This window comes from Entomomonas sp. E7T21, assembly GCF_058693955.1.
In genome coordinates this window covers 3138378-3160621 of record NZ_CP191672.1, presented here as the reverse complement: position 1 = coordinate 3160621, position 22244 = coordinate 3138378, and the positions used below count along the sequence as shown (strand labels likewise).

Here is a 22244-nt window from a genome sequence, read left to right as displayed (position 1 = left end):
CTCTAGTGTGCTGTAGCAAGAAAATTATTTTTATTGATGGAGTTAATAGATTTTTTGATGAGTTAGTCAAAAGTTATATTAATAATGTAATAAATAATAAAGTTTATTTTAATCAGTATCTGTAAAGGTATTATAATGTTCGCTTTTGTATTAGCTGATACTTGATAGATGACTACTGAACAGCAATTAGATAATTCCTTATTAAAACGTATTGAGCGAGCAATGATGGTTGATCGTCATTTTTTGCGAAAGGAGTTTTTTGCCTTAAAAAAACAACCTGATGAAGCAAAATTGGTACGTTGGAGTGAGCGTTTGCAACAGTCTTGTCAAACAGTAGTCAATCGCCAACAAAGTATTCCACCTATTAATTATGATGACGCGTTACCTATTGCAGCTAAAAGAGAAGAAATAAAAAAAGCAATTTTAGAAAATCAAGTAGTAGTGGTAGCAGGCGAAACAGGTTCTGGAAAAACAACTCAATTACCTAAAATTTGTTTAGAAATAGGCCGTGGTGTTCAGGGTTTGATAGGGCATACTCAACCTAGGAGAATCGCTGCTCGTAGTGTGGCTAGTCGGGTAGCTGAAGAGTTGACCACTCCCTTAGGTGAGTTAGTGGGTTATCAGGTTAGGTTTGAGGATCAAAGTACGGATAAAACGCTGATTAAGTTGATGACAGATGGTATTTTACTATCTGAAACGCAACATGATCGCTTTTTAAATCGTTACGATACGATTATTGTGGATGAAGCTCATGAGCGTAGTTTAAATATTGATTTTCTATTAGGCTTTTTAAAAACCTTATTACCTAAAAGACCTGATTTAAAACTGATTATTACTTCTGCAACCATTGACTTAGAACGTTTTGCTAAGCATTTTGATAATGCACCTATTATTGAAGTATCAGGTCGTACTTATCCTGTAGAGACTTGGTATCGTCCTTTAGTGAGTGAGTTAGACGCAGAGGGTAATCCTTTAGAAGATGATTTATCAGTCGATCAAGGGGTTTTGGCGGCTATCGCAGAGTTAGATCAATATGAAAAATCTAATCAACGAGCATTAGGTGATATTCTGGTTTTCTTACCGGGTGAGAGGGAAATTCGTGATGCAGCGGATATACTGCGTAAAGCTAATTTACGGCATACCGAAATTTTGCCCCTTTATGCTCGATTAACACCTGCTGAGCAGCAACGTATTTTTCAGACCCATGCAGGGCGACGTATTATTCTTGCTACTAATGTGGCAGAAACTTCATTAACTGTGCCGGGTATTCGTTATGTAATTGATAGTGGTACGGCAAGAGTTAGTCGTTATAGTTATCGTGCTAAAGTACAACGTTTGCCCATTGAAGCTATTTCTCAAGCCAGCGCCAACCAACGTAAAGGGCGTTGTGGGCGAGTAGAGGCTGGTATTTGTATTCGGCTCTACAGTGAGCAAGATTTTTTGAGTAGACCACTGTTTACTGATCCAGAAATACTGCGTACCAACTTAGCTGCAGTTATTTTGCAAATGCTTCATTTGCGTTTAGGTAGAATTGAGGATTTCCCTTTTATTGAACCGCCTGAAAGTAAGGCTATTAAAGATGGCTTTACCTTATTACAAGAAATATCAGCAGTTACGCTAAAAGGTGAGTTAACCAATTTAGGTAAACAGTTAGCACGTTTGCCTGTTGACCCACGTTTAGGGCGTATGCTTATTGAGGGAGCACGGCGTAAGGTATTAGATGAATTATTAATTATTAGTAGTGCGCTTTCGGTTCAAGATCCAAGAGAGCGACCAATGGAAAGGCAACAGGCAGCAGATCAAGCTCATGCTCAATGGAAAGATCCTGATTCTGATTTTGCAGCACTGATTAATTTATGGCGTGGTTTTGAGGAAAAACGCCAAGAATTAGGCAGCAATCAACTACGCAATTGGTGTCGAAAAAACTTTTTAAATTATTTACGATTAAGAGAGTGGCGTGATGCACATCGACAACTATTATTAATTTGTCGAGAAATGAAGTTATTAAATCACCAAAAGCATAGTGATAATGAGCAAGCAAGTTTAAATTATGAGGCGGTTCATCAAGCGGTGTTAGCTGGTTTATTAAGTCATATCGGTCAAAAAACAGAAGATAATGATTATCTTGGTGCTAGACAACGACGGTTTTGGATACACCCATCCACAGGGCTAGCTAAAAAACGTCCCCAATGGATTATGGCGGCTGAATTAGTGGAAACCACTAAATTATTTGCCCGTATAGTCGCTAAAATAGAGCCAAGTTGGTTAGAAAACCTAGCAGCCCACTTATTAAAGCGAACTTATCTTGAACCCCATTGGGAAAAAAGACGAGGGCAAGTCGTTGCTTTTGAGCAGGTTACTTTATATGGCTTAATTATTGTTGGGCGACGAGCAGTGCATTATGGACCGCATGATCCACAAACCGCACGGGAGTTATTTATTCGTGAGGGATTAGTGCAGGGTGAAATTTTATCTAAAGCAAAATGTTTAAAAGCCAATCATCAACTAATGGAAAAATTAGATGATTTAGAAGCTAAAGCCCGTCGTCGCGATATTATTGCTGATGAAGAAACGCTCTATCAGTATTATGATAAATATATTCCACAAGATATTTATCAAACAGCTAGTTTTGATAAATGGTATCAGACAGAGAGTAAAAATAATCCTAAGCTATTAATAATGACCGAGGCTGATGCATTAGCAAGGGATGCTAATGAGGTTACCACCAACCTATTTCCAGATTACTTACAGCTAGGCGATTTAACCCTGCCACTTAGTTATGAGTTTGAACCAGGAAACCCTCGTGATGGTGTTACTGTAAAAGTTCCAGCACCATTATTGCCCCAGTTAGCTAAAGAGCGTTTAAATTGGTTAGTGCTTGGTTTATTAGAACAACGTTGTATTGCGTTAGTACGTAATCTACCCAAAGCTATTCGTAAAAACTTTGTGCCTGTTCCTGATTTTGTTAAAGCCGCATTGGCAACTATTAGCTTTGCTGAGGGGGATTTATACCAAGCATTAGGTCAGCAGTTATTAAGAATGACAGGGGTACGAATTAGTGATGAAGCATGGTTAGAGGCAGAAGCTAACCTTGATGATCATTTAAGAATGAATATTGAGGTAGTGGATGCAGAGGGCAAGTTGTTAGGTGAGGGTAGGGATTTGGCAGCCTTGGTAGCACGTTTTAATAAAGAAAGCCAAGCAGCACTGGCAATTCCTAAACAAAAACAAGCCAGCAAGCCTATTGCCGCAAACAGTTTTGATACCTTGCCAATTACTCAACAACATAAAGTGGCTGGCTTAAGCATGACCGTGTATCCTGCTTTAGCCGAGCAAAATGGTGTTATCAAAGAGGAGCGTTTTGCTACTCAAGCTGAGGCAGATTATCAACATCGTCGAGCTTTACAACGATTATTTTCACAACAATTAGCAGACCAAGCAAAGTTTTTGCGTAACAAACTTCCTTTACAAACAGAGCTAGGCCTTTATTTTAAAGATATTGGTCGAGTAGATGCTTTATTAGAAGATATTTTATTAGCCAGTATTGATGAAACTGTATTAGCTGATGAAAAGACACTACCTCGTGATGCGGCTGGTTTAGCTAGCTTAGCAGAGACTAAGCGTGGTAGCTGGTTTGATAATGCAGATCGATTAGTTAAGCTTGTGTTAGGTATTTTAAAGTTACATCACAGTTTACAAAGACGCTTAAAAGGTAAAATAGATCTAACCCAAGCAGTAGCTTTAGCTGATGTAAAACTACAGTTAGCAAATTTAGTTAATCTACATTTTGTTAGGGATACTCCCATTGAATGGTTAAAAGAGTATCCACGTTATTTAAAAGCCGTTGAACAACGTCTTGAGAAATTAGCAGGACAGTTACAGAAAGATCGAGTTTATAGCAGTGAGTTAACCGAATATTGGCAGCAATATCAAACACGTTTAACTAAACATCTAAAAGAAGGTAAACGAGATATAGCCTTACAACAATATCGTTGGATGTTGGAAGAATATCGTGTATCAATATTTGCTCAGCAATTAGGTACTAAAATGCCTATTTCAGATAAGCGATTAGCTAAGCAGTGGCAGTTGGTAGAAAATTAAAAGTGAGTTGAATCAACTATGGAAAGAACAGGGAGTAAGTCATTAGCTTTTTGGATAACGGGATTATCAGGAGTAGGTAAAACTACTTTGGCTAATGCATTGGCAGCAAGCCTTACAGCCCTTAATATAAAAAATCAAGTGTTAGATGGTGATGAGCTAAGAAAAACTTTATGTGCTGATTTGGGGTTTTCTAAACAAGATCGCGATACTAATATTCAACGGATAGCGGAGTTAGCTTATTCGTTACAGCAGCAGGGAATAGTGGTTATTGTCAGTGTTATTAGCCCTTATAAAGAGGCTCGACAACAAGCTATTGAAAAATTACAAGCTACTGAAATTTATTTAGAAGCTCCTTTAGCTGTTTTGCAAAAACGAGATCCTAAAGGATTATATGCTAAAGCAATAGCAGGTGAGTTATTAGATTTTACAGGGGTTAGTGCACCTTACGAAACTCCTGAAAACCCTGCATATCAATTTAGAACAGATTTACTTACAGTTGAAGAAACTGTCAGTAAAATATTACCATCATAATATTGCGGTAAATTAATATATTATTAAGTATAAATTTATAAACTAGAGAAATTATTTTTAACAACAGCAATATGATTTAATTCAGCAGGAAGGGGATTATTATGACAATAGGTAACCATTTAGATAAATTTGCTGGCTATAAAGTTGAAGATTGGGAGCCAGGAAAACCACTTCAAAACTTAGAAAATACCATATATCGTATTGCTGTTGATTACGATGATAAGCAAACATGGGATGAAAAATTAAGTAAATATCTAGCAGAATCTAATGCTAAAGAAACTAGAGGGTTGGTATTGGGTGCTTATTCAGAAGAAATGTATGAAGAAAGTTCAGCGGGCCCAATTAATGCTGTGATTGCTGCTAAAGATCAATTACCGTTATTGGATACCTTATTTGTTAATGATATAACCTATGAAGAAAATGAAATTTCATGGATTATTAATACAGATAATGCGCCCTTAATTCATGCCTTTCCTAAATTAAAACATTTTGGTACGCGTGGTGGTAATGATTTAGGTTTTACTAATTTAAATGCACCAGAGTTAGAAACATTAATTGTTCAATCAGGTGGTTTAGATTCTACAACAATTAAAGAAATAGCCAATGCTAATTTACCTAAACTAAAACATCTGGAAATTTATTTAGGTACAGAAGAGTATGGTTATACAGGATCGGTAGAAGATTTACAGCCGATACTGCAAGATCGTTTTAATCAATTAACCTATTTAGGATTAATGAACTGTGATGAGCAAGATAATATTGCTAAAGCAGTGGCTAACTCGCCTGTAGTTACTCATCTAGATACTTTAGATCTATCATTAGGGACATTAGGTGATAAGGGTGCCCAAGCACTATTGGATGCTAAAAATTTAGATAACTTAAAACACCTCGATTTAAACCATAACTATTTATCAGAAGAAATGGCTAAAAAATTACAAGCTTTTGCTGCAGCCAAAGGCTTTACTATTGATGTATCTTCTGATGCTGATTATGATGAGGATGATGACTGGCGCTATGTCAGCATTGGTGAGTAATCCACAACAGGTGGTGCTTATAGCACCACCTAATAGCCGTCGAGTTGCTGCTTTTCAATCTTCATTACAGCAAATTAATTGGCCATTAGCTAAGGTTATTTCCTATCAACAGATAATAGAAAATCCACAATCGCTTATCCATACAGTACACCAAGGCAATATCATTCGACTGGAGACATCAGGAGAGTCTAGTGATATTGAGCGTTTGTTATTACAGTTAGGTAAACAACATATAACAAACGGTGTGATTGAAAATATTGCTGATTTACAGCTGGAGCAAGGGGAGATAATCCCATCTAATCAATGGTATGCAGGATTACAGCAGTTTTTTGGTATTGTTCAAGAACAGCTTGTACAAAGCCCTAGTCATTACTGTACAGTGGATTTCTCAGAAGGATTACAATTATTTGATAAAAGAAAAACATCAGAGCTTTGGCAGTTATTAAACTTACCAACTCCGTATCAAGTAACTGAGGAGGTGAGGAGTTTTGAACAGTTGATCTCAGTATTAAATCAACAAAAGTTAAATCGAGTTTTTATTAAGTTAGCACATGGTAGTGGTGCTAGTGGCACAATCGCATTAGCCATTAATAAAAATCAAATTCAAGCAATTACAACCATTGAAATGGTAGAAAGCCAGAAGGGTATTCGCTTGTATAATAATCGTAAACTCATTCGTTATAATACTTGGCAGCAAATAGCTCAGCTAATAGATGAGTTATTAAAATATCATAAACTACAAATAGAAAGGTGGCTTCCTAAAGCAAGTTATCAAGGCAAAGTATTTGATATTCGAGTTGTAGTGATTAATGGTAAAGCGATGCATACTTTAATTCGATTGGGTAAGCAGGCCATTACTAACTTACATTTAGGTAATGGACGGGGAGATCTTGAGCAGATTAAAAATTATTTAGGTAATAGTTGGCAGTTAGTACCTGAGCTGGCAGAAAAAGCAATGCAATGTTTTCCTAATAGTTTATATGCAGGGGTTGATATTTTAGTTAGCCAAAATACCAAAAAGCCTTATTTATTAGAGGCAAATACTTTTGGTGATTTTCATCCTAATACTTATTATCAAGGGCTAGATACTTATCAAGCAGAGTTATTAGCATTATTAACACGTAATAAAATTGGACGTAGTAATGATTAATGTAAAAGAGTTGGTGGCTAATAAAGTAGATATTATTTTTATTACTTTTGATAGTTTACGTTTTGATGTATTACAAAATGCCAAGATGCCTCAGTTAAACGTATTTGTACCTCATTGGGAGGCAAGACATTCTCCAGCTACTTTTACTTATGCAGCACATCATGCTTTTTTTAGTGGCTTTTTACCAACCCCTATTGATAACCCTACTGCTCCAAGATTATTTGCTTCCGCTTTTGCTGGTTCGACCACTACTCAGCCTAATACCTTTACTTTTGCTGAAAGTACCTTGCCTAACGCATTGAAGAATTTAGGTTATGCTACCTGCTGTATAGGTGGTGTGGGGTTTTTTAATAAACAAGCAGAGTTAGGCAGTGTATTACCTAATTTATTTCAAGAGTCTTATTGGAATATAGAAATGGGGGTAACAGGTAAAGGTTCTACCGAGTTACAGGTTAAACAAGCTCTTCAATTTTTACAGCAAAATAATAAACCAAAGTTTTTATTTATTAATGTGGCCGCCACCCACCAACCTACTTGTATTTATCATCCAACCTTGCAAGAAGATTCTAAGGAAACGCAACAAGCAGCTTTGGAGTATGCACAACAACATATTGCTTATTTACTAGCAGAGCAGCAAAAACGTTGTAAAACGTTAGTTATTTTAACCTCAGATCATGGTGAAGCGTTTGGTGAAGATGGTTATTATGGGCACCGTTTAGCCCATGAAACAGTTTGGACAGTACCTTATACAGAATTTGTTTTGGATGTACTATGAGTTTAAAAGCATTGATTGAGCAGGGTGAATATTACAAAGGCTATACCTATGCCTATCCCCATAAAACAAGCTATCAACATTTTGAGCCTATAGCATTAAAAAGTGCTTGGGCTGTAGAAGATAAATCACAATTATTTCTTTATGCTCATATTCCCTTTTGTGGTATGCGTTGTGGCTTTTGTAATTTATTCACTACTGCTAATCCTAAATTAGCGCTAACCAAAGCTTATATTGAAGCCTTAACTAGGCAAGCAAAAGTAACCTATGAAGCCTTAGGAGAGCAGGCAAAATTTAGTCGTTTTGCTTTAGGAGGAGGTACACCTACTTATTTATTGGCAGAAGAGTTGCAACAATTATTTGATGCATTGGCTATCTTTAAATTAGATTATGCAGCTATTCCTTCCAGTGTTGAAACCAGCCCCGCAACAGTAACTTTAGATCGCTTAGCTATTTTAAAAAACTACCATATCAAACGTGTCAGTATGGGGGTGCAAAGCTTTTCTGCAACTGAGATTAAATCAGTTGGGCGTGGGCAAAGCAATCAAGAAGTAATTCATGCTATAGAAAAGATTAGAAAGTTTAGTTTTCCTATTTTAAATCTAGATTTAATCTATGGTTTAGCTAATCAAGATCCAACTAGTTGGGCAAAGTCTTTACAAGCAGCATTAAGCTTTGAACCTGAAGAAATATTTTTATACCCACTTTATGTAAGACCCTTAACAGGTATTGGTAAATTTGGTTTTAGTTGGGATGATGAGCGGTTAAGACTTTATCAACAAGGACGAGATATGTTATTAAACGCAGGCTATCAACAAATGAGTATGCGTCATTTTAGAAAGCCTATCGTTAGTCAGATTGAATATGCAGATTATTGTTGCCAACAAGATGGTATGGTTGGTTTGGGTTGTGGAGCGCGATCCTATACTCGAGGGTTACATTACTCTAATGAATACGCGGTTGGTCGTAAAGGAATTAAAGCTATCTTAGAAAGTTATAACAATAGAACCGAAGCTGATTTTAAGCAAATAGCTTATGGTTTTAAAATGGATCAAGATACTCAAAAACGTCGTTTTATTCTGCAATCTATTTTACATATGACAGGGCTGTCTATTGAGCTTTATCAACAGCGTTTTGCCAGCTCACCTTTTATAGATTATCCACAATTAAATGAGTTAATAGAATTGCAGTTAATTCAAAACCAGCAAAATAATTGGCAGTTAACTGAGAGAGGTTTAGAGCTGGCTGATTTAATAGGCCCATGGTTTTATGCGCCAGATATTGAGCAACGTATGAGTAGCTATGAGTTGAAATAAATTATGCATTGTAGAGAATTGTCAAAAGGGTTATGCCCTATGTTGAAAAAGTATATTATAGCGTGTGGCATAGTGAGTTACTTTTTATATGATTTTATAAGTTTCCATGGAAACTTATTATGTTAAAGGAGTTAACGGTTTTTTATAGGGGAGCTTTAGAGACTTGTAATTATGCGTGTGACTATTGTCCTTTTGCGAAGAGTAAAGAAACTAGCCAGAAAAAGGCCAAAGATATTGCTGGGCTAGATAGTTTTATAAGCTGGATAGCTAATAATACAGATATTAACTTTAATATATTTTTTACTCCATGGGGGGAGGCATTAGTCTTTAAACGATACCAACAAGCAATTAAACAATTAGCAGTAATGCCTAATGTTAATAAGATTATTTTTCAAACCAATTTAAGTAGTAAGCTAGATTTTTTAGCGGAGATCAATAGTTCAAAACTTAGATTATGGTGTACTTATCACCCAACGGAAGTAGCTAGACAAAAGTTTATTAGTAAGACTAAACTTTTGGACAGTAATAATGTTAAATACAGTGTAGGAGTGGTAGGGAAACCTGATTTATTTGATGAGATTCAGCAATTACGTAAAGAGTTAAATCCTAGCACTTATTTATGGATTAATGCTTATGTAGATAAAGATCAGCATTATATCTATACAGAAGAGCAAAGGTTGTTTTTAACAGCAATTGATCCATTATTTCCATTCAATAAGCCTTATGTTTCTATAGATCTACCTTGTTCTACTGGCGAAGATGCTATTGTTGTAGATGAGTGTGGTGATATTTATCGTTGTCATTTTATTAAACAAGTTATTGGTAATATTCATCAAAATAACTGGCAACAGATACTACAAGAAAGAGTTTGTAGAAGAGGATTTTGTGATTGTCATATAGGCTATATTTTTCTTAAGTCACTTAATTTTAAAAGAATATTTGGTAAGCAAGCCCTAGAACGTATTATGCTTATAGAGCTATAAGTATAATTTAATAATGAGTTAAACTCATTATTATGCAAATAATTAATTATGATTAGATGATGGAAGTTTATAAAGAAAATATAGTCAATTTGATTCATTTTAAGGAATAATTAAGGTATTTATTCTATTGTTGTCATAAGGGATTGGTAATTGATGTTGTGATATTTAGGTAACCTTTTTTGCTGGTTTGTTAACTTAAATTAATAAAATTTAATTTAAGTGTGGAACTATTATTAAAAGTAAGGATATACTATTACAAAATAGTTAAGCCTATTGTCTAATGGAAATTTAAGGAAATTAAACAATAGTTGAATGGTTGAATTTCATAGTAGCACTGACATATGGAATATATTAGTAATAACTTTATTCAAATATGGTTGAGTAGTAGTGATTGATATTAATAATGGAATAGCAACGCAACCTAGGAAGATGCTCTATCTTTTGAGTAAGTTATTTTGTATTAATATGTTATTGGTATTAACTGCTTGTAGTCTATGGAATAAACCACAACAAGATGAGTTCGTTCATTTAAAAGGACAACATATATTAGTAGTTATTGATGGGTTTGGTAGAAATCCTGATGTGATTGAAGATTGGGTTGATTATAAGCGCTATACATGGCATCAATGCAAAACCACGGGGCAATCTTCTGTTGGGATTAGAGATAATGATACATATTATTTAAAACCTGAAGTTGTTTGTTGTAATGTTCAGTTTGAAACAGATAGGAAGAATATTGTTTTTGGCTATAAGGGTTTGAATACTTGCCCTGTTAGTAATAGTTTAAAACAAAAAAAATGAAAGTTTAGCGGTAAGGTATGGTTTTAAGAAAATAATTAAGTAATGAATAATTATTTTTAGAATCATGAAGTTATAGTGGTCAATAAAGGATATATTATATGATAGCTGTACATATAAATTATAATAGATACAAAATTGATGTATTAAGCCATGTTGCTATACATAAAATTAATAATATGATCTTGGTTATCAATCAATAATCTTTATTTATCAGGGAAGCAGGGTAAAGATGTCTTTTGTTAACCCCTTACTAAAAAATTATTCATCTTTATTAGAGGCTATTAATGGTGATAGCTTTGTAGGTGAAGATGTTCGTTATTCTGCTGCTTTCGAAGAAGTTGAAAGTATGTTGTCAGGATCGACCTCACTTTTTAGTAGTACAGGGACGGATTGGCAGAGAGTAGTAGAGTTAAGTGAAAAAATACTAACTTCTCAGGCAAAAGATATACGAGTGCTTGCTTGGTTCTCTTGGGGACTTTTTAAAACAGATTCTTTTACTGGATTGCATGCGGGCATTTATTTTCTCAATGAATTAATTGCTAAGTGTTGGGATGATATATTTCCTACTAAGCAAAGAACAAAGATGTCGGCTGTTGAGTGGTTAAGCTCTAGGTTAGAGCAACTTTTTCAAGAGTCTATAGATGTTAAAGACCAAATTTCTTTATTTGAAAAATTATTAGAAGAATTAATTCGTTTAGATACGTTTTTAACAGATAAGTGGCAGGATAAGTCCCCTTTATTATTACCTACTTGTCGCCGCATCGAAAGGATGATTTCAGAGACTACTCAACTAGTTGATAAAGATAAAGAGTCTAAAAGTGTAGTAGAAAAAGTTATTACACAAGCTAAAGAAATAGTTACAGGTACAGCAACTCCTCAATCAATAATTACTACACTAGATAATGAGCGGGATGCTAGTAAGTTATTACGCAATTTACAAGATAATGGTCGAACACTTTGTATATGGTGGTTAAACCAACGACCAACTGATATTAAAGCATTACGTTTAAATCGTACTTTACTATGGATTGCTATAGAGGCATTACCTGATAGTAAAGATGATGTAACTACATTACGTCCAGTACCTCTAGATAAAGTAAATAATTATAAAGAGAGGCTAGCTCAAGGACGTTATTCAGATTTGATAACAGATGTAGAAATAAGCATTTCAAAAGCACCTTTTTGGTTAGATGGACAATATATAGTTTGGCAATGTTTGCATGCTCTTCGTATGGATGCCGCTATGTTGGAGCTAGAGGTGCAATTAGCGTTATTTTTGCAACGTGTTCCTCGTGTTACAGAGTTAAAGTTTCACGATAATACAGGTTTTGCAAGTGAAACTACAGTAGCTTGGATTAATGACCATGTATTACCACGATTAAGTAATCAAGCAGGGCATATTAATGCGCATATTGTTTCAGGAGGTACAGGTCAAGAGGCTTGGGACGATGTGTTGCAGGAGTGTATTACTAACTTGTCACGAGAAGGTTTAAAAGAGTCAATGGCACCATTAGTAGCTGGTTTAAAGATGGCTACTGGGGGGCGAGAAAAGTTCTTCTGGCAGCTATGTATGGCTAAACTCTGTTTTGCTAATAAGAAGTATGAGTTAGCAAAAACTCAATTGGAAAATTTAGATGAACATGTTCATCAGTTAGGAATTGAGCAGTGGGAGCCTTCATTAGCTTTAGAAGTAGTTTACTTGTTATATAAGTGTTGTGAGCTGTTACCACAATCACAGCAAGTAAGAGAGTCAAAAGAGAGATTATATAAAAGACTGTGTTTTTTGGACATGGATTTAATTGTGGATGAAGGTCAATAATTTTATTGGTTTTTATCCAAAGTTTAGTAACCAATGGAGAGATTTATGGCTAAGAAAGAAAGCTCAGTAGCACCTAAAGAGCGGATTAACGTTACGTTTAAACCTGCAATAGGGGATGCTCAAGAAGAAATTGAAATTCCTTTTAAAGTTATGGTGCTTGGTGATTTCACTCATCGCCCAGATGATCGTGTTTTAGAAGAAAGAAAGCCGATTAGTGTTGATAAAAATACATTTAATGATGTATTGGAAAAACAGAATTTAAATTTAAATATATCAGTGCCGAATCGTCTTCAAAATGAAGATCCAGATAGCGAATTAGCAGTGAGCTTGAAGTTCAAGAATATGAAAGACTTTGATCCTGCTAGTGTTGTTGAGCAAGTGCCTGAGCTTAAGAAACTAATGGAGTTAAGAGATGCATTAGTAGCATTGAAAGGTCCATTAGGAAATGCGCCTGCTTTCCGTAAAGCAATTGAGAGTGTGTTATCTGATGATGACTCTCGTGACAAAGTGCTTAAAGAGTTAGGTTTAGCTGCGGAAGCTGCGGCTAATGGAAAAGACTCTGGTAAAGATAAGAAAGGAGATAAATAATGAGTGCTAGCTCACAAGAAGCAAAGTCCAAGTCTGTCGCTACCGAGCTTGGTATTCTTGATCGTATCATTGCAGAAACTAAGTTAACCCCAGAGGACGAAGCATACAACGTTGCAAAGCAGGGGATTGCTGTATTTATTGAGGAATTATTAAAGCCTCAAAATAAAAATGAACCTATCAAGAAAGCATTAGTTGATCGTATGATCAGTGAAATTGATGAGAAATTAAGCCGCCAAATGGATGAAATTCTTCATAACGCTGAGATGCAAAGTTTAGAATCAACATGGCGTGGTCTAAAACTATTAGTTGATCGTACAGATTTCCGTGAAAACAATAAGATTGAAATCTTAAATGTTTCTAAAGAAGACCTATTAGATGATTTTGAAGATGCACCTGAAATCTTTAAATCTGGTTTATATAAGCACGTATATACAGCTGAATATGGTCAATTCGGTGGTATGCCAGTAGGCTCTATTGTTGGTAATTATTATTTTGGCCCGAGTTCGCCAGATGTTAAGTTAATGCAGTATCTTTCTGCAGTAGCTTGTATGGCTCATGCACCATTTATTGCAGCAGCTGGTCCTCAATTCTTTGGTTTAGAAGCTTTCACTGGTTTACCAGATATGAAAGATTTGAAAGATCACTTCGAAGGTCCTTTATTTACTAAATGGCAAAGTTTTAGAGAGCAAGAAGACTCACGCTATTGTGGTTTAACATTACCTCGTTTCTTATTACGTAATCCTTATGATCCAGAAGAAAATCCTGTGAAAAGCTTCTGTTATAAAGAGAATGTATCTGAAAATCATGAGCATTACTTATGGGGTAATACAGCATTTGCATTTGCTACACGTTTAACAGATAGCTTTGCTAAATACCGTTGGTGTCCAAATATTATTGGTCCACGCAGTGGTGGTGCGGTTGAAGATTTACCATTACATCATTTTGAAAGTATGGGTGAAATCGAAACTAAGATTCCTACTGAAGTATTGGTTTCTGATCGCCGTGAGTATGAATTAGCTGAGTCTGGCTTTATTGCATTAACCATGCGTAAAGGTAGTGATAATGCAGCATTCTTCTCAGCTAACTCTGTGCAAAAACCAAAATTCTTTGGTATTAGTGAAGAAGGTAAAACAGCAGAGCTTAATTATAAATTAGGTACCCAGTTACCATATTTATTCGTAATTAGCCGTCTTGCTCACTATGTGAAAGTATTACAACGTGAACAATTAGGTTCTTGGAAAGAGCGTACAGATCTTGAGCGTGAACTTAATAAGTGGATTAAACAATACATTGCTGACCAAGAAAATCCAAGCGCTGAAGTGCGTGGTCGTCGTCCTCTACGTGCAGCACAAATTATTGTGACTGATGTTGAGGGTGAACCAGGTTGGTATCGTGTAACTGTTAATGTTCGTCCTCACTTTAAATATATGGGTGCGGATTTCACCTTATCTCTAGTTGGTAAATTGGATAAGGAATAATGAGGGTGATGGAATGAGTAAATATGGTAGTCTCTTTGAGCGATTAGCAGGTGTACCTGAAACCAGAAAAAAGCTTGATGACGAGACTGCCATTACTCTTTCTATTGCTGATCATTTAGCAAAGATGTTAAGTACCAGAGCAGGTAGTGTACAAACATTACCTGATTATGGTTTGCCTGACTTAAATGATTTAAATCTGTCGTTACATGACTCGCTACAACAGTCACGAACAGCGATTGAACGGTTTGTAGAAGCTTATGAACCTAGATTATCTGAAGTTAGGGTAGTTCCTTTGCCTAGGACCCATGACCCATTAAACCTATCTTTTACTATTGAGGGAATGATAGAGGTGGGAGGCATGAAAAGAGAAGTATCTTTTTCTGCTGCTTTAAATGGTTCAGGACAAGTGAAAATAAAGAAACGTTATTATAGTTAATAGAGAGTTTCTAAGGAGTTTCATTCAGTGTCGTTTAATTATTATTACCTACAAGAGTTAACAGCCCTGCGTCGTATGGGTAAGCAGTTTGCGCAAAGAAATCCTGCGTTAGCTCCATTCATTGGTGATGGTAGTCGTGACCCTGATGTTGAGCGTTTATTAGAAAGTTTTGCTTTTTTAACTGGACGTTTAAGACAACGTTTGGATGATGAGCTGCCAGAATTAGCCCATTCATTAATGAACTTGTTATGGCCAAACTATATGCGGTCATTGCCTGCATTTAGCATCGTAGAATTTGATGCAGTGCAAGAAACAGAGGATTGTATAACGTTACCTCGACAATCAATGATTAATTCAGTTCCTGTTGATGGAACAGTTTGTCAATTTCAAACTTGCTTTGAAACAAAAATATATGCCTTACAATTGGATAGTGTGGATTACGCCATTAAAAATGGTGGGGCTATTTTTAGCTTAAAGTTACTGTTGAATGGTGAAGGTGATTTAATTGGTGCCCCACTCGATAGTTTAAGGCTACATTTGGCTGGTGAGCGTTATATTAGCCAAATGTTATACCTTTGTTTATTACGCCATCTTGAAGATATTCAGTTGATTCCTTTAAATGAAAAAGGGGAGCCTTTTACTGATAGTAATGGCAATATTCTAGGGGCAAAAACAATAGGTCCTGAGAATATTAAGGCAGTGGGTTATGCTGAAAATGAGGCATTATTACCTTATCCTGCTAATACTTTTCGTGGTTATCGCTATATTCAAGAATATTTTGCTTTTCAAGATAAATTTTTATTTGTTGATCTTGAAAAGCTAAACGTTTTAAAGACATTGCCTGAGGATATTTTAGAGCGAGCAAAAGGGGTAATGGTTCGCTTTAATATTCGTAAAGCTAATATGCAACGGATCCAACCGACTACGGAAAATATTCGGTTATATTGTACACCTGTGGTTAATTTATTTTCACATAGTGCGATGCCTATTAATTTTACGGGTACTGATAATGAATACCATATTCTACCAAGCATTAATACACCAGGGCACTATGAGGTATTTTCGGTAGATAAAGTGGTTGGTTGGAGTAATACTCGTAGTGAGTATAAAGAATATGTACCCTTTGAATCTTTTGAACATGATGCTAGCTTTGATGTAGATGAAGTAAAGCCTTATTACTTTATTAGAAAGGAAAAGTCTATCACCCATGATGGGTTAGATACTTATTTACGTTTTGCTAGTAAAGATAGCACTATTTTTTCAGGAGATACTCTATCTATTGATTTAAGTTGTACCAACCAGAACCTTCCTAAACAATTAAGGGTAGGTGATATTTGTGTAGCAACCGAAAGTATTCCTGATAATTTAGTGTTTAGAAATATTGTACCACCTACCGCAAGTTATACACCACCGATAGAAACTGGTTTCTTATGGCGTATTATCAGCAATATGTCATTGAACTATTTATCGTTAGCGGATGTGGAGCCTTTAAAGGTTGTATTAGAAACTTATGATTTTCCGCGTTATTACGATCAGCAAAAAGAACGGGTTAGTCGAAGATTATTAGCAGGTTTAAAAGATATTAAATATAAGCCTGTTGATAGATTACATAAAGGATTACCTTTACGTGGTATTAGAACAGAAATAACTATCAATCCAGAAGGTTATATTGGTGATGGCGATTTATTTTTGTTTGCGTCTATGTTGAATGAGTTTTTTGTACTCTATGTGAGTTTAAATTCATTCCATGAGCTCGTAGTACATAGTACTCATAACCAAACTTATAAATGGCCATTACGTATAGGGCAGCAGGCCTTATTATGATGTTAGGAATGGTAAGGGCATGACTGCTAAAAATATTTATTATCGAGAAAATGTTAAAGAATATCTTCCCATATTGCCTTTATGGCATAAGCAAAATGTTAGAAAGTACTCGTTATTTCAAGGTGTGCTATTAACGATAGATTATCTGCGTAGTATTACATCTGATGCGGTTACTGATGAAGAATTGTACGAGCGTATTGAGTTTGTAGCGAATCCTAGTTTGGGATTTCCTACCTGTGATATTGAATATATTGAATTTTTTATTGAGAACGAACAAGTTCGAGTAAAAATGCGGATTAATCCATTGGGATTAATTGGTGCTAATTCGCCAATGCCAGTTTTCTATGGTGAGCAAGCGCTTGGTGATAGTACAGAGGAAGATAATACTACAAGGGATTTTTTAAATTATTTTAATGATCGCTTACAGCGATTATTACTGCCTATTTGGAAAAAATATCGTTATTACGCTTTTTATCAGTCAGGTGCAATGGATGTTTTTTCAGCAAAGTTGTTTTCATTAATAGGCCTAGGGCATGATGCATTAAGAAAGTCAGATAATTTAAATTGGAAACGATTATTGCCTTATTTGGGAATGATTAGTTTACGGGCACATTCAGCAGTATTGGTTGAGGCGGTATTAAGGTATTACTTTAAACATTCAGATATTTTTGTAGAGCAATGTATTGAGCGTAGAGTAAGTATTGCCGAGGATCAACTAAATCGGTTGGGTTTAAGTAACAGTATAATGGGAGATACCCTCGTAATAGGTACTGAGGTGCGTGATAGAGGTGGTAAGTTTCGGATTCATATTTTGAAATTAACATGGGATCGCTTCCATCAGTTTTTACCGATTTATAAAGAGTATGGTCAATTGAGCACACTAGTTGGCTTTATATTGCGAGATCCTTTAGATTACGACATTAAGTTGCAATTATTAAAGGATGAGATAAGAGATTTAACAATAGGGGATGAGAGTGAGTGTCTCCTAGGTTGGACAAGTTGGCTAGGCAAAGAAATGGCTGATGGCGAAATTTTATTAAAGAACCAAATGTAAAAGGGATTATTGATGATTAATATCGATTTGCAACAGTTAATCCAGGCATTAGATGCTCAAACTAGAAAAGAACTTGAAAAAGCTGCTGAGGGTTGTGTAGTAAGAGGGGGAAGTAAAGTATTAATAGAAGACATGTTACTTAGCATGTTAGCTACACCTGAAAGTTTACTTAATAAAGCGATCATAGATGCTGAAATTGAATTGGGTGAATTACTCTCTGTATTGCAGCCACGTGCAGAATCAAGTGAAACACAAAATCCAGTATTCTCAGTTGAGTTAGTACAATGGTTACAAGATGCCCTATTGTTAGCTAATTTAGAATTAGAAAGAAATTATGTAGATCAGGCTGCACTTATTTTAGCGTTTCTTCGCAATAGTATGCGTTATGTAGGAACTAAATATTACAAGCTACTTTCTACGATTGATGAGCAGCGTCTTAAAGATTTTGTATTGGCAGATCAAGTAGAACAGCAAAGTTCTGCTAATGTTATTAGAGAAGGTGCTGAATCATTTTTGAAGAAGTTTACTCATAATTTTACTCAGTTGGCACGTGATAATAAATTAGACCCTGTGTTATGTCGTGATGATGCTATTCGTCAAATGATCGATATTTTGGCACGCCGTAGAAAGAATAATCCTATTATTGTAGGCGAAGCAGGTGTTGGTAAAACAGCTGTGGTAGAAGGATTGGCGATTCGTATTGCAAAAGGCGATGTACCTGAAATCTTACAGAATGTTGAGTTGTTAACCTTAGATATGGGGCTTTTACAAGCTGGCGCTAGTATGAAAGGTGAGTTTGAGCGTCGCTTAAAAGGTTTAATTGATGAGGTTAAAGCGTCACCTAAACCCATTATTCTATTTATTGATGAAGCGCATACGATGATTGGTTCAGGTGGAGATGCAGGTGGCTCAGATGCTGCAAACTTATTAAAACCTGCACTTGCACGTGGTGAGCTTTGCACCATTGCAGCCACTACATGGTCTGAATATAAAAAGTATTTTGAAAAGGATGCTGCATTAGCCCGTCGTTTCCAAGCAGTACAATTACATGAACCAACTATTGAAGAAGCTGTGACTATTTTACGTGGTTTAGCACCTGTTTATGAGCACAGCCATGGCATCTATTTAAGAGATGATTCAGTGGTTGCAGCAGCAGAGTTGTCCGCTCGTTATTTAGCAGGTCGTCAATTACCTGATAAGGCAGTTGATCTATTAGATACGGCCAGTGCGCGAGTGAAAATTAGTTTGGCTTCGGCACCTGAGCAAATTGAAACACTACGTAATCGTATTTCTATTGATGAAAGACAATATGAAGCATTAACCCGTGATAAGTTAGCAGGTATTAAAACTGATCAAGAAGTGCTTGATACACTAGAAAAAACTTTAACTGAAAATAGAGTTAAGTTAGAGCAATTAAACGAACAGTGGCAACATCAAAAAGAGCTTGCGGAACAACTATTAGGCTTAAGAAAACAATATAGCCAATTGCAGAAAGTCAAAACTGATTTAGAGCTTGAGTTAGTTAATGAACAGCAAGAAGTATCTGTTACAGAAGTAACAGATACTATCGTTGAGGAAGTTACAGAGCAGGGTGAGCATATTGTTGAGGAAGTAATAGAGGCTGTCACAGTAAAAGTAACTCCTGAGCAAGTGGCTGAACAATTAAAGCAAGTTCAAGAAGAGCTTAACAAGACTCATGAGTTACTTGATAAAGCACAGGAAACAGAAAGTCTGGTTAGTTTTGAAGTATGTCCAAGATTGATAGCAGAAGTGATTAGTAACTGGACTGGTATTCCTGTTGAGCAGTTAGCTAGAGAGCATAATGCACGGGTAATGCAATTTGCTGAAGACTTAAGAGAGCGAGTTCGTGGACAAGAGCAAGCAGTTGTAGCCTTAGATAAAGCTATTCGTACTTCTGCTGCTGGTTTGAATCGTCCAGAAACTCCTGTTGGTGTATTCTTATTTGTTGGTCCTAGTGGTGTAGGTAAAACTGAAACAGCGCTGGCGCTCTCTGATTTACTTTATGGTGGTGATCGTTTCTTAACAGTTATTAATATGTCAGAGTTCCAAGAGAAGCATACGGTTTCTCGCTTAATCGGTTCTCCACCGGGCTATGTGGGTTATGGTGAGGGTGGCATGTTAACTGAGGCAGTACGTCAAAAACCTTATTCAGTTATTTTATTAGATGAAGTCGAAAAGGCCGATCCAGATGTAATGAATCTGTTCTATCAAATTTTTGATAAAGGTATAGCTAATGATGGTGAGGGTAGAGAAATTAACTTTAGAAATACCCTTATTATTATGACTTCAAATCTTGCTAGTGATCGGATTGTAGCACTTTGTAAAGATGGTGCTCGTCCATCGCCAGAAGCGTTAGAAGATGCAATTAGACCAGCCCTCAGTCAACATTTTAAACCTGCATTATTAGGACGGATGAAGGTTATTCCTTATTATCCTGTAGATGGTGAAGTGTTACATGAGTTGATTGAATTAAAATTAGGTCGTTTAGCTCATCGTATGCAACAGCGTAAATTAGAATTAACTTATGATAAAGCCTTGGTTGATGTGTTGGCTGAGCGTTGTACATACAGTGATAGTGGTGCACGTCTTATTGATTCATTATTAGATCAATATATTGTGCCTCATATTACAGATCGTTTACTGGCAGCAATGGCAACTAAGGAAGAGTTAAAACGTGTCAATATTGTGGTAGGAGAAGATAAAGCTGTAGTTTGTGAGTTTTATTGAGATTAGTTATGGATAATGTAGCGGCCAAATATTATTCCTCTTTAATTGAGGCGGAAAGTACACAGGATTTAATTGCTTGTGTGCTTGCTGTGGCTACTACATTAACATCAGCAGAGTTAGCACAATTATATTTGCTAGATCAAAGTAAAACTAAATTAAATCTTTACGGACAATCCTTTGCAGGTAAAATGTTATTAAAGCAAGATATCTCTTGTGATTATTACAATGATGTATTGCTGCAATATTGTTTAACTCAGAATAAGTCAATTATTTCAGAGGACATAAATAGCCTTTTATTAGAGCATAATTTTTTACCACAGAGTACTGTAAAGAGTTGGCGCAGTTTATTAGTATTACCATTATTGAATAAGCAACAGCATATTTATGGTTTATTAGTTTGTGCAGGTTATAAAGTAATAGACTGGCATGATAAGCTAACTTCTTTAGAATCTTTTTGTCGATTGATGTTAATTCAGTATAATCGACTAATAACATTGCAGGTTAAACAACAGCAGCCTCTAAAAGTAGAGAAGGAAAGTGCAATAACTAATAAGCACTATGGTTTAGTGGGTAGTAGCCAAGCAATGAAAAAAGTTTATTCATTGATTAGCAAAGTGTTACATACTCCTTATACTGTTTTAATAACAGGTGAAACAGGAACAGGGAAAGAATTAGTAGCTAAAGCTATTCACCAATATAGTTCAAGAAAGAGTAAGCCTTTTATTGTACAGAATTGTGCTTCTATGCCAGAAGCTTTATTGGAAAGTGAGCTATTTGGTTATTGTAAGGGGGCTTTTACTGGTGCTGATAAAGATTATTTAGGACTGTTTAGAGAAGCAGATGGTGGTACCTTATTTTTAGATGAAATAGGTGATATGCCACTAGTGTTACAAGCAAAATTATTAAGAGTATTACAAGAGAGTGAAGTAAGGCCATTGGGAAGTAGTAAAACGTATAAAGTAAATGTACGTATTATTGCTGCGACTCATCGTCATTTATTAGATGAAATTGGTAAGGGAAGTTTTAGAGAAGACCTTTATTATCGTTTAGCTAAATTCCCAATAGAGTTACCCCCGTTAAGAGATAGGGATGATGATATTGTAGAGTTGGTTGATTTTTTTATAAATAAGACCTGTCAGTTTTTAGATAGAAAGAGAAGTGTTGTAACTCAGGATTTTATGGATAAATTATTAAGTTATTCTTTTCCAGGAAATATTCGTGAGTTAAAAGGTTTATTAGAAAGAGCCATTTTATTGGCAGATGATGAGTTGTTAGAAGATCAATATTTACAATTGGACGTTAATAAACAGCGAAAAGATCAGGATAATAACTTTAAAGACAGTGTTGCTAATTATGAGCGTGAGCACTTAGTGAAAAGCTTACGAAGTAATCAAGGAAATCAGACTAAAACAGCTAAACAATTAGGAATTTCAAGGCGTACGCTGATATATAAATTGCAGAAATTAAATATATCAAAAGAAGAATTTTTGGTTTAATGAGAGGGTAATAGATCCAATGGTTACTATTAATAAATTGATAATGTTGTTGTTATTAGGTGTTTTTATCAGTGGTTGTGCTGGTAATTACAAAACGAGTGATGATAGATATA

General features: G+C 35.6%; 16 protein-coding genes. All 16 read left to right on the top strand.

Annotation, left to right across the window (positions count from 1 at the left end; all coding sequences use genetic code 11):
* Positions 1–168 precede the first annotated feature (168 nt).
* The 16 genes from hrpA to ACQVD9_RS14965 all read left to right on the top strand — a co-directional run bounded on the left by hrpA (position 169) and on the right by ACQVD9_RS14965 (position 22131).
* Complete coding sequence (gene hrpA, locus ACQVD9_RS15040) at positions 169–4101, top strand: ATP-dependent RNA helicase HrpA (RefSeq protein WP_264746753.1); 3933 nt, start codon at positions 169–171, stop codon at positions 4099–4101.
* An 18-nt stretch (positions 4102–4119) separates the two neighbouring features.
* On the top strand, positions 4120–4632 hold the full coding sequence (cysC, locus tag ACQVD9_RS15035; RefSeq protein WP_264746752.1) for an adenylyl-sulfate kinase: 513 nt from the start codon (positions 4120–4122) through the stop codon (positions 4630–4632).
* A gap of 101 nt (positions 4633–4733) precedes the next feature.
* On the top strand, positions 4734–5666 hold the full coding sequence (locus ACQVD9_RS15030) for an STM4015 family protein (protein ID WP_264746751.1): 933 nt from the start codon (positions 4734–4736) through the stop codon (positions 5664–5666).
* Positions 5647–6816 carry an STM4014 family protein gene (locus ACQVD9_RS15025; RefSeq protein WP_264746750.1) on the top strand — a complete coding sequence of 390 codons (1170 nt, stop codon included), beginning with the start codon at positions 5647–5649 and terminating at the stop codon, positions 6814–6816. Before ACQVD9_RS15030 ends, ACQVD9_RS15025 begins: the two co-directional genes overlap by 20 nt.
* Positions 6809–7591, top strand: a complete 783-nt coding sequence (locus ACQVD9_RS15020; protein ID WP_264746749.1) for an STM4013/SEN3800 family hydrolase — start codon at positions 6809–6811, stop codon at positions 7589–7591. Before ACQVD9_RS15025 ends, ACQVD9_RS15020 begins: the two co-directional genes overlap by 8 nt.
* A complete protein-coding gene (locus tag ACQVD9_RS15015; protein ID WP_264746748.1) occupies positions 7588–8904 on the top strand; it encodes an STM4012 family radical SAM protein in 1317 nt (438 codons plus the stop codon). Before ACQVD9_RS15020 ends, ACQVD9_RS15015 begins: the two co-directional genes overlap by 4 nt.
* Positions 8905–9023: 119 nt before the next feature.
* On the top strand, positions 9024–9887 hold the full coding sequence (locus tag ACQVD9_RS15010; RefSeq protein WP_264746747.1) for an STM4011 family radical SAM protein: 864 nt from the start codon (positions 9024–9026) through the stop codon (positions 9885–9887).
* 441 nt (positions 9888–10328) lie between these two features.
* The gene (locus ACQVD9_RS15005; protein ID WP_264746746.1) at positions 10329–10688 is read left to right on the top strand and encodes a hypothetical protein; all 360 of its coding nucleotides are present in this window, start codon (positions 10329–10331) and stop codon (positions 10686–10688) included.
* A 229-nt stretch (positions 10689–10917) separates the two neighbouring features.
* On the top strand, positions 10918–12507 hold the full coding sequence (gene tssA / locus ACQVD9_RS15000) for a type VI secretion system protein TssA (RefSeq protein WP_264746745.1): 1590 nt from the start codon (positions 10918–10920) through the stop codon (positions 12505–12507).
* Positions 12508–12552: 45 nt separating this feature from the next.
* On the top strand, positions 12553–13095 hold the full coding sequence (gene tssB, locus ACQVD9_RS14995) for a type VI secretion system contractile sheath small subunit (RefSeq protein ID WP_264746744.1): 543 nt from the start codon (positions 12553–12555) through the stop codon (positions 13093–13095).
* Entirely contained in the window at positions 13095–14573 is a 1479-nt protein-coding gene (gene tssC / locus ACQVD9_RS14990) for a type VI secretion system contractile sheath large subunit (protein ID WP_264746743.1), read from the top strand. Before tssB ends, tssC begins: the two co-directional genes overlap by 1 nt.
* Positions 14574–14586: 13 nt before the next feature.
* Positions 14587–15009, top strand: coding sequence for a type VI secretion system baseplate subunit TssE (gene tssE, locus ACQVD9_RS14985; protein WP_264746742.1), 423 nt, complete (start codon positions 14587–14589; stop codon positions 15007–15009).
* Between the two features lie 27 nt (positions 15010–15036).
* Positions 15037–16833 carry a type VI secretion system baseplate subunit TssF gene (tssF, locus tag ACQVD9_RS14980; protein WP_264746741.1) on the top strand — a complete coding sequence of 599 codons (1797 nt, stop codon included), beginning with the start codon at positions 15037–15039 and terminating at the stop codon, positions 16831–16833.
* A gap of 19 nt (positions 16834–16852) precedes the next feature.
* Positions 16853–17887 (top strand): type VI secretion system baseplate subunit TssG, encoded by a 1035-nt coding sequence (tssG, locus tag ACQVD9_RS14975; protein WP_264746740.1) that lies wholly within the window; start codon positions 16853–16855, stop codon positions 17885–17887.
* A gap of 12 nt (positions 17888–17899) precedes the next feature.
* Positions 17900–20635 carry a type VI secretion system ATPase TssH gene (gene tssH / locus ACQVD9_RS14970; RefSeq protein ID WP_264746739.1) on the top strand — a complete coding sequence of 912 codons (2736 nt, stop codon included), beginning with the start codon at positions 17900–17902 and terminating at the stop codon, positions 20633–20635.
* 8 nt (positions 20636–20643) lie between these two features.
* Positions 20644–22131, top strand: a complete 1488-nt coding sequence (locus tag ACQVD9_RS14965) for a sigma-54 interaction domain-containing protein (protein ID WP_264746738.1) — start codon at positions 20644–20646, stop codon at positions 22129–22131.
* Positions 22132–22244: the final 113 nt, after the last annotated feature.

Excerpts from the sequence above, each read along its gene's own strand:
- hrpA (WP_264746753.1), top strand. The coding sequence starts at position 169 with ATGACTACTGAACAGCAATTAGATAATTCCTTATTAAAACGTATTGAG.
- cysC (WP_264746752.1), top strand. The coding sequence starts at position 4,120 with ATGGAAAGAACAGGGAGTAAGTCATTAGCTTTTTGGATAACGGGATTA.
- ACQVD9_RS15030 (WP_264746751.1), top strand. The coding sequence starts at position 4,734 with ATGACAATAGGTAACCATTTAGATAAATTTGCTGGCTATAAAGTTGAA.
- ACQVD9_RS15025 (WP_264746750.1), top strand. The coding sequence starts at position 5,647 with ATGTCAGCATTGGTGAGTAATCCACAACAGGTGGTGCTTATAGCACCA.
- ACQVD9_RS15020 (WP_264746749.1), top strand. The coding sequence starts at position 6,809 with ATGATTAATGTAAAAGAGTTGGTGGCTAATAAAGTAGATATTATTTTT.
- ACQVD9_RS15015 (WP_264746748.1), top strand. The coding sequence starts at position 7,588 with ATGAGTTTAAAAGCATTGATTGAGCAGGGTGAATATTACAAAGGCTAT.
- ACQVD9_RS15010 (WP_264746747.1), top strand. The coding sequence starts at position 9,024 with ATGTTAAAGGAGTTAACGGTTTTTTATAGGGGAGCTTTAGAGACTTGT.
- tssA (WP_264746745.1), top strand. The coding sequence starts at position 10,918 with ATGTCTTTTGTTAACCCCTTACTAAAAAATTATTCATCTTTATTAGAG.
- tssB (WP_264746744.1), top strand. The coding sequence starts at position 12,553 with ATGGCTAAGAAAGAAAGCTCAGTAGCACCTAAAGAGCGGATTAACGTT.
- tssC (WP_264746743.1), top strand. The coding sequence starts at position 13,095 with ATGAGTGCTAGCTCACAAGAAGCAAAGTCCAAGTCTGTCGCTACCGAG.
- tssE (WP_264746742.1), top strand. The coding sequence starts at position 14,587 with ATGAGTAAATATGGTAGTCTCTTTGAGCGATTAGCAGGTGTACCTGAA.
- tssG (WP_264746740.1), top strand. The coding sequence starts at position 16,853 with ATGACTGCTAAAAATATTTATTATCGAGAAAATGTTAAAGAATATCTT.
- tssH (WP_264746739.1), top strand. The coding sequence starts at position 17,900 with ATGATTAATATCGATTTGCAACAGTTAATCCAGGCATTAGATGCTCAA.
- ACQVD9_RS14965 (WP_264746738.1), top strand. The coding sequence starts at position 20,644 with ATGGATAATGTAGCGGCCAAATATTATTCCTCTTTAATTGAGGCGGAA.